The organism is Actinoplanes sp. NPDC049802 (assembly GCF_040656595.1).
Taxonomy (GTDB): domain Bacteria; phylum Actinomycetota; class Actinomycetes; order Mycobacteriales; family Micromonosporaceae; genus Actinoplanes.
The window spans coordinates 59,274-67,132 of record NZ_JBFAMR010000043.1 but is presented as its reverse complement, the minus strand read 5'-3'; the positions used below and the strand labels follow the sequence as shown (position 1 = coordinate 67,132).

General features: G+C 69.5%; 8 protein-coding genes. 5 read left to right on the top strand and 3 right to left on the bottom strand.

Going from position 1 to position 7,859, the window contains the following annotated elements; genetic code table 11:
• The 3 genes from AB0I88_RS26525 to AB0I88_RS26515 all read right to left on the bottom strand — a co-directional run.
• A partial coding sequence (locus AB0I88_RS26525) for a phosphatase domain-containing protein (protein ID WP_361029969.1) occupies positions 1-590 on the bottom strand: 590 nt, incomplete at its 3' end.
• 98 nt (positions 591-688) lie between these two features.
• Entirely contained in the window at positions 689-1,393 is a 705-nt protein-coding gene (locus tag AB0I88_RS26520) for a hypothetical protein (protein ID WP_361029967.1), read from the bottom strand.
• A 57-nt stretch (positions 1,394-1,450) separates the two neighbouring features.
• Positions 1,451-1,825 carry a hypothetical protein gene (locus AB0I88_RS26515; protein ID WP_361029964.1) on the bottom strand — a complete coding sequence of 125 codons (375 nt, stop codon included), beginning with the start codon at positions 1,823-1,825 and terminating at the stop codon, positions 1,451-1,453.
• A gap of 97 nt (positions 1,826-1,922) precedes the next feature.
• On the opposite strand from AB0I88_RS26515, the gene AB0I88_RS26510 reads away from it, so the two are divergent.
• From AB0I88_RS26510 to AB0I88_RS26490, 5 genes are all read left to right on the top strand, one after another.
• The gene (locus AB0I88_RS26510; protein ID WP_361029961.1) at positions 1,923-2,786 is read left to right on the top strand and encodes an NAD-dependent protein deacetylase; all 864 of its coding nucleotides are present in this window, start codon (positions 1,923-1,925) and stop codon (positions 2,784-2,786) included.
• A gap of 123 nt (positions 2,787-2,909) precedes the next feature.
• Positions 2,910-3,905 carry a LacI family DNA-binding transcriptional regulator gene (locus AB0I88_RS26505; RefSeq protein ID WP_361029958.1) on the top strand — a complete coding sequence of 332 codons (996 nt, stop codon included), beginning with the start codon at positions 2,910-2,912 and terminating at the stop codon, positions 3,903-3,905.
• A 169-nt stretch (positions 3,906-4,074) separates the two neighbouring features.
• Positions 4,075-5,760, top strand: coding sequence for an ABC transporter substrate-binding protein (locus tag AB0I88_RS26500; RefSeq protein ID WP_361029955.1), 1,686 nt, complete (start codon positions 4,075-4,077; stop codon positions 5,758-5,760).
• Between the two features lie 69 nt (positions 5,761-5,829).
• On the top strand, positions 5,830-6,882 hold the full coding sequence (locus tag AB0I88_RS26495; RefSeq protein ID WP_361029952.1) for an ABC transporter ATP-binding protein: 1,053 nt from the start codon (positions 5,830-5,832) through the stop codon (positions 6,880-6,882).
• Entirely contained in the window at positions 6,879-7,859 is a 981-nt protein-coding gene (locus AB0I88_RS26490; RefSeq protein WP_361029949.1) for an ABC transporter permease, read from the top strand. Before AB0I88_RS26495 ends, AB0I88_RS26490 begins: the two co-directional genes overlap by 4 nt.

The window sequence follows — 7,859 nt, the reverse complement described above, 5'->3', positions numbered from 1 at the left end:
GCGTTGACCAGCCGCTCGTAGAGGACCGCCATGCCGGGGACGGCGGCGCGGGCGTGCTCGTCGAGGACGAACGTGTTCCACGCGGCGAGCAGGGGCCGCGGCAGGGTGGTCACCATGACCGTGTCGTCGATGTCGGAGATCACGCCGAGTTTCACTGTGGGATCGATCACCCGGATCGGTGCGTCGATCGGTGCGGTGCCCTCGGTGGAGAGTTTCGCCGTGCCCCAGCCGGGGTCGAGGTCACCCTTGACCAGGCAGTCGAGATAGCCGCTGCGGTCGGTGCGCGCCTCGGTGACCGTGCCGCCGATCTCGATGCGGACCAGGGCGCTGCTCACCGGGGTGGTGGTGAAGCTGCGCCAGCCGCGGACCTTCTCCCGCCGGCGGCGGACCGGTCCGGGGCGGCTGAGCAGCACCCGGGCCATCACCCGGGCCCAGCCGGGTGCGCCGTAGCCGGTGTACGCGGTGATGTACGGCTTCCAGCCGCGACCGCGCAGACGGCGTTCGACGATCTCGTGCACGGCGTCCTCGATGAGCGCGGCCCGGTGTATCCGGACCACGGACGAGGAATCGCCTGCGGGAGTAATCGTCACCTTCGCCTCCTTGCGGGTGTGTACCGCCGTCCCGCCCGGCCACGTTACCGGGAGGTTGTCACAGCCCGCTGGGAACGGTGCGGCTCAGCCGGTGGCCGTCAGGCGGCGGCGGGGAGTTCCGCCGGTGTCCACTGCTCGGCCCACCAGTGCCGTCCGGCGGTCTCCGCCTCCGGGCCGCTCAGCCGGGCGGCGGCCGCGTCGGCGCGCAGGGACCGCAGCGTCTCGGCGGCGGCCTCGGCCCCGCGCCAGGCGGCCCGCTCCCGCTCGACGGCCTTCCGGTACGCCTCGAAGCGGTGGGCCCGGACCGCGTTGCGCAGCTCCGGCTCCTGCTGGACGGGGTGCAGCCGGGGGTTCCAGCCGCGGTGCGCGAACACGTCGTTGAGCTGGGCGATCGACAGGTCCTGGGTGCGGCACAGCTCGGTGGCGGCGCGGTGCAGGTAACGCTGACGGTCGACGTTCTCCCCCGGCTTGCGGCGGCGGCTCATCAGCGGGAAGGCGGTGGCGGCGGCGACCCGGCGGGCGGCCTCGGCGGCCTCCTCGTACGCCTGCCAGGCCTCGTCGACGGCGGTCTGGGCGCCCAGCCACTCGGTGCGGCGGCGGTCAGCGGTTCGGGCGGCCTCGACGGCGGCCGCCTCGAGTTCGTCGGCGAACCGGTTGTCGTCGGCGGCCGGCGCGACGGGGGCCGTCACGCCACGGGGCAGCGCCGCGACGGCGACCGCGATGGCCAGAGCGAGCAGGATCATCAGCCAGACGGCGGTGGCCTGCGGCACCGCTCCGAGAAAGGCCTGCAGGACGGTTTCCATGAAGCACCTCCAGGTAGTGGATCTACGGCTGGTGTCGACGGGTCCGGACAGGACGCGTCAGCGGGCCGTGGGAGGTGCGCGGGAGCCGTCGGCGCCGGGGACCTGGCCGGCGGGGATCCGGTCGGCGACGGTCTCGGCCGGAGCGGCCGGGGAGGCCGGGGGTTGAGCGAAAGCGGCGGGCTGAGCGAAAGCGGCGGGCTGAGCGGAAGCCGGGTGCTGAGCGGAAGCCGCGACTGCGGTGGAGCCGGCGACTTCCGAAGAGGAGGAGCCGGCGATCTGCGAGACCGCGGGCGCCGCTGTGACCGGTATCTCCGTAACCGGGCCGGGCAGTCGTAGGGTGACCGCCAGGGCGAGCATCGCCAGACCGGTGAGGAAACGCAGAACGCGCTGCCCGTCCCAGGGGCGGGCTGCCGGCTGCGCGACCGCGATCACGAGAATCAACCTACTCGCCGGCGGGCGGGCGCGCACCGGTCGATTCCCGTGGCTCCACCCGTACGTGGTGCTCGGCCTGTCACCCGCGCGAGGGACGATGGGTGGCATGGATCCAGAGGTGGTGGAGCAGGCGGGGCGGCTGGACGCGCTCGTGGCCGAGGGCGGTGTGGTGGTGCTCAGCGGCGCCGGCCTGTCGACCGACTCGGGGATCCCGGACTACCGGGGCCCGTCCGGTTCGGCCCGCCGGTCCACGCCGATGACGTATCAGACGTTCACCGGTGATCCGGTCGCCCGGCGGCGCTACTGGGCGCGCAGTCATCTGGGCTGGCGGACGATCGGTGACGCCCGCCCCAACGAGGGGCACCTGGCGGTGGCGCGGCTTCAGGACAGTGGTCTGGTCAGCGGGGTGATCACGCAGAATGTGGACGGGCTGCACCAGGCGGCCGGCGCCCGGGACGTGATCGAGTTGCACGGCAATCTGGCCCGGATCGTCTGTCTGGACTGTGGAGGGCTGTCCGGCCGGGCCGAGTTGGAGGAGCGGCTCACGGCGGCGAACCCGGGGTTCGCGGCGGTGGCGGCCACGGTGAACCCGGACGGGGACGTGGAGCTGGACGACGCCGAGGTGGCCGGGTTCACGGTGGTGGACTGCCGGGCTTGCGGCGGGATGTTGAAGCCGGACGTGGTGTATTTCGGCGAGACCGTCCCGGCGGACCGGGTGGCGCGGGCGTTCGCGCTGGTGGAGGGCGCGCGCACGCTGCTGATTCTGGGGTCGTCGCTGACCGTCATGTCGGGCCGCCGGTTCGTGCTGCGTGCGGTTCGGGAGGGGGTCCGGGTGGCGATCGTGAACCGGGGCGTGACCCGCGGCGAGCCCTATGCCGATCTGATGATCGACGCCCCACTCGGGGTCATTCTCCCGAATCTGGGGATAAATATGGATTCAACAGTGCGGTTACCGTCTTGAAATCGAATTAGGTCCCGCGGCACGTTGACGTGACCGCACTCACTGGGGTTGACTGCCGGAACCGGTACCGAAACCGGTTCCGACACACGCAGGCAACACCATTGGCAACATCTAGGAGCGAGCGTGGCCATCACCATCGCCGACGTGGCGGCCCGGGCCAAGGTCAGTAAGACCACCGTGTCCCGGGTTCTCAACGGCAAGGGTGAGCTGGACGAGACGACGGCGGCCCGGGTCCGGGCGGTCATCGACGAGCTCGGCTACGTCCCGAGTGCCCGGGCGGTCAATCTGGCCCGTGGGCGTACCCGGGTGGTCGCCATGCTGGTCCCCTCGCTCACCTGGCCGTGGATGGGCGAGGTGGTGCAGGGCGCGGTCGACGTCCTCGAGGCTGAGGAGTACGGCCTGCTCCTGTTCACCTGCAACCGTGGCGCGGATTCGATGCGCCAGTTCGCCGCCCAGGTCGCGGCCAAGTCCTTCGACGGGCTGCTGGTCATCGAGCCGGAGGGCACCCTCGACTACATCGCCACGCTGCACTCCCGGGGCCTGCCGATGGTCCTGATCGACGACCGCGACCAGCAGGCGGGACGGATCCCGAGCATCGGCACGACCAACCACACGGGCGCCGGCGCGGCCGCCCGCCATCTCCTCGGGATCGGGCGGCGGAAGCCGCTCATGATCACCGGTCCGTCCCAGTTCGGCTGCACCCAGCAACGCCGGGACGGGTTCGCCTCGGTGTATGCCGAGGCGGGTCATCCGGTGCCCGAGGAACGGATCATGCTGGGCGACTTCACCTTCGGCGTCGGCGCCGAGGCGATCCACCGGGCCGTCGCGGCCGGTGTCGAATTCGACGCCGTCTTCTGCCACAACGACATCTCCGCGGCCGGGGCCATGCAGGCGCTGCTGGAGTCCGGCCGCCGCATCCCGGACGACGTCGCGGTCGTCGGCTTCGACGACATCCCGATGGCGGCGCACACCCAGCCGCCGCTGACCACGGTTCACCAGCCGATGCGCGAGATGGGCGAGGCGGCGGCCCGTACGCTGCTCGCCCACTTCGAGGGCACCCCGCTGCCCAACCGGCCCACGATCATCCCGGCGACCTTCACGGTCCGCTCCTCCACCTGACCGTTCTCTCGCTCCACCCGTAAACCCCACAGGTCCTCGCACCGACCGGCCGCCCACGGCCGGCGATCGGTGGCACCCGGGGCCGGCCGCCGGCCGGTCACGCGATGCCGCACGCCTTCGGGCACCCCTTTCACCCCTTCACCACGTGAATTCCGCAAGGAGCGTTTCGATGCAGAGAAGAAGGCTTTTCACGATCGCCCTGGCCGGTGTGCTCGCAAGCGGCGGGCTCGCCGCGTGCGGCGACTCGCCGAACGACAACAAGAATGCCGCGAACGGTAACAAGACGGACTTCCTGTCGATCGGCATGCCCAACGGCACCGTCACCGAGAACAACAACCCGTTCATCCAGACCTCGGCCGCCGCCTCCCTCGGCTACCGCTGGATGATCTACGAGCCCCTCGGACAGTGGAACAACACCAGGCCGTCCGAGCCGCTGACCCCGTGGCTGGCCAGCGAGATCAAGTGGTCCGCCGACTACAAGACCGTCGACCTGGTGATCCGGGACGGCGTCACCTGGTCCGACGGCAAGCCGCTGACCGCCGAGGACGTGGTGTTCACGCACACCCTGATCAAGGGCAACGAGGCGCTCAACATCTTCGCCATTCCGTACGACTCGATCACGGCGGACGGCAACAAGGTCAAGATGACCTTCAAGACCTCGCAGTTCACCACGCATCACAAGGTCATCGGGCAGACCCCGACCCTCCCCAAGCACGTCTGGGAGAAGATCTCGGACCCGGCCGCCGACCCGATCAAGGACCCGATCGGCAGTGGCCCGTACGTCTTGAAGTCGTTCTCCCAGCAGGCCACGATCCTTACCGCCCGGGAGAGCGGTTACTGGGGTACCAAACCGGCTGTAAAGGAACTCCGCTACACCTCTTACGCCGACAACAACGCGCAGGCGACCGCCCTCGCCAGCGGCGCCTCGGAGTGGAGCTTCGTCTTCATCCCGAACTACCAGCAGACCTTCGTCGCCAAGGACCCGGAGCACTACAAGGTCTGGGCGCCGGGCGTGCTGGGCATCCACGGCCTCTACATCAACACCACCAAGAAGCCGTTCGACGACCCGAAGCTGCGGCAGGCCATGAACATGGTCATCAACCGCAACGACATCTTCGTGCAGGCCGAGGCCGGCTACTTCCACCCGGAGATCAAGAGCGTCACCGGCCTGCCGGAGGGCGCGGGTGACGCCTACGTCACCGACGAGTTCAAGGGCAAGACGTTCACGGTCGACGCGGCCGGCGCCAAGAAGCTGCTCGAGGAGTCGGGCTACAAGTACGACGGCACCAAGCTGCTGGACAAGTCCGGCAAGCCGGTGACCATCAAGCTCACCGACCCGGCGCCGTGGTCCGACTACCAGACCTCGCTGGAGATCATCAAGAGCAACCTGGCGGAGATCGGCATCGAGGCCACGGTGGAGAAGCCGAACCAGAACGTCTGGGACGCCAACGTGCAGAAGGGCGACTTCGAGGCCGCCATCCGCTGGACGAACGGCGGCTCGACCCCGTTCGACATCTACCAGACGGTGATGGACGGCGACCTCATGAAGCCGATCGGCACCGCCGCTCAGCAGGGCAACTTCGGCCGCTTCCGGAGCCCGGAGGCGACCGCCGCGCTCAAGGCGTACTCGAACGCCACCGATGACGCGGCCCGCAAGACCGCGCTCGCGACGATCCAGAAGATCTTCGTGGAGCAGGCCCCGATGCTGCCGATCGGCTCGGACAACGTCGGTGGCGCGTACAGCACCAAGAACTGGGTCGGCTGGCCGTCGGACTCCGACTCGTACGCCCCCCTGCAGCCCACCCAGGCCGGTGCGCTGACCGTCGTGCTCAAGCTGAAGCCCGCCAACTCCTGATCGCCGCTCGCGGGCGCCCCGGCCTGTCCCCGGGGCGCCCGCCCTCCCCTGTACGAAGGAACCCCGCCCATGACGTCGATCCCGGACGCGAAGGCGCCGGCCGACGAGGTGGTGCTCGAGGCGATCGGCCTGACCAAGCACTTCCCCGTCCGCCGCCGACTGCGCGATCTCTTCTCCAACCGGCATGACGCGGTTCACGCCGTCGATGACGTGAACCTCACCCTCCGACGCGGTCAGGTGGTGGCCCTGGTCGGCGAGTCCGGCTCGGGCAAGTCCACGGTGGCCCGCCTGCTCGCCCAGCTCTATCCCCGCACCGGCGGCGACATCCGGCTGCACGGCGAGTCGACGAAGGTCAGGGCGGGAACGGCGTTCCGCCGCTACTGCGCCCGGGTTCAGATGATCTTCCAGGACCCGTTCGCGTCGCTGAACCCGGTGCACACCATCCGCTACCACCTCACCCGGTCGCTGAAGGTGCACGGCAACGCCGGGTCCACCGACGCCGAGCTGGAGCAGGCGCTGCACACGCTGCTCGACCGGGTCGCGCTCACCCCGCCGGAGCGGTACCTGGACAAGTTCCCGCACGAGCTGTCCGGCGGCCAGCGGCAGCGGGTCGCGATCGCCCGGGCGCTCGGCGCCGAACCGGAGGCCCTGCTCGCCGACGAGCCGGTGTCCATGCTGGACGTGTCGATCCGGCTCGGCATCCTGAACCTGCTGCGTGATCTCAAGGAGCGCCTCAACCTGGCGATCCTGTACATCACCCACGACATCGCGTCGGCCCGGTACTTCGCCGACGAGACGATGGTCATGTACGCGGGCCGGATGGTGGAGGGGGGCGACAGCGAGACGGTCACCCAATCGCCGGCTCACCCGTACACCCGGCTGTTGATCGAAAGCGCCCCGGACCCGGACCGGCTCACCGGCGTCTCCGACGCCTCCTCCCCGAAGGACGGCGGCGAGCCGCCGAGCCTGATCCACCCGCCCAGCGGATGCCGCTTCCACCCTCGTTGCCCGTCGGCGATGCCGCGCTGTTCGACCGAGCTGCCGGTGCCGCTGCAGATCGGTGACGTGCCCGGGCACTGGGCCGCCTGCTGGCTGTACGACACCGAAGAGGTGGCGAAATGAAGTACTTCCTGCAGCGCGTCGCGTTCTACCTGTTCACCGCGTGGGCCGCGATCACCCTGAACTTCTTCATCCCCCGGATGATCCCGGGCGACCCGGTGCAGGCGCTGGTCACCAAGTACCAGGGCCAGCTCAGCAGCAAGGCGATCGACTCCCTGTACGTCCTGTTCGGTCTGAACAAGGACGCCAACCTGTGGGAGGAGTACGTCGACTACTGGCAGCAGTTGCTCTCCGGCGACCTGGGCCTGTCGTTCACCTTCTTCCCCACTCCGGTGTCCGAGATCATCAGCAGCAGCCTCCCGTGGACGCTGCTGCTGGTCGGCATCACCACGGTGATCAGCTTCCTGCTCGGCACCGGGCTCGGCGTGCTGGCCGGCTGGCGGCGCGGCTCGTGGACCGACGGTCTGCTGCCGGTCACCACGTTCCTGTCGTCGGTGCCCTACTTCTGGCTCGGCATCATCGCGATCTACCTGTTCACCGGCCCGGACAGCTTCTTCCCGTCGTCCGGCGGCTTCGACGCGGGCCTGGTGCCGGCGTTCGACCAGTACTTCATCCCGAGCGCCATCCAGCACAGCCTGCTGCCCGCCCTGACCATCCTGATCTCCTCGGTCAGCGGCTGGATCCTCAGCATGCGCAACATGATGGTGACCGTTTCGTCCGAGGACTACATCACCGTGGCGCACGCCAAGGGCCTGTCCGACCGGCGGGTCGCGATGAGCTACGCGGCGCGCAACGCGCTGCTGCCCAACGTCTCCGGCTTCGCGCTGTCCCTCGGCTTCATCGTCGGCGGCACACTGCTCGTGGAGATCGTCTTCTCGTACCCGGGTGTCGGGTTCCAGCTGTTCCAGGCGCTGGGCGCCTCGGACTACCCGCTCATGCAGGGCATCTTCCTGATCATCACGATCTCGGTGCTGGTGGCCAACCTGCTGGCGGACATCGCGTACCTGCTCCTCGACCCGCGCACCCGCAAGGAGGGCTGA

What these genes read in the sequence shown, in the direction of transcription:
- AB0I88_RS26510 (WP_361029961.1), top strand. Translation starts at nt 1,923, where the DNA reads ATGGGTGGCATGGATCCAGAGGTGGTGGAGCAGGCGGGGCGGCTGGAC.
- AB0I88_RS26490 (WP_361029949.1), top strand. Translation starts at nt 6,879, where the DNA reads ATGAAGTACTTCCTGCAGCGCGTCGCGTTCTACCTGTTCACCGCGTGG.
- AB0I88_RS26520 (WP_361029967.1), bottom strand. Translation starts at nt 1,393, where the DNA reads ATGGAAACCGTCCTGCAGGCCTTTCTCGGAGCGGTGCCGCAGGCCACC.
- AB0I88_RS26500 (WP_361029955.1), top strand. Translation starts at nt 4,075, where the DNA reads ATGCAGAGAAGAAGGCTTTTCACGATCGCCCTGGCCGGTGTGCTCGCA.
- AB0I88_RS26495 (WP_361029952.1), top strand. Translation starts at nt 5,830, where the DNA reads ATGACGTCGATCCCGGACGCGAAGGCGCCGGCCGACGAGGTGGTGCTC.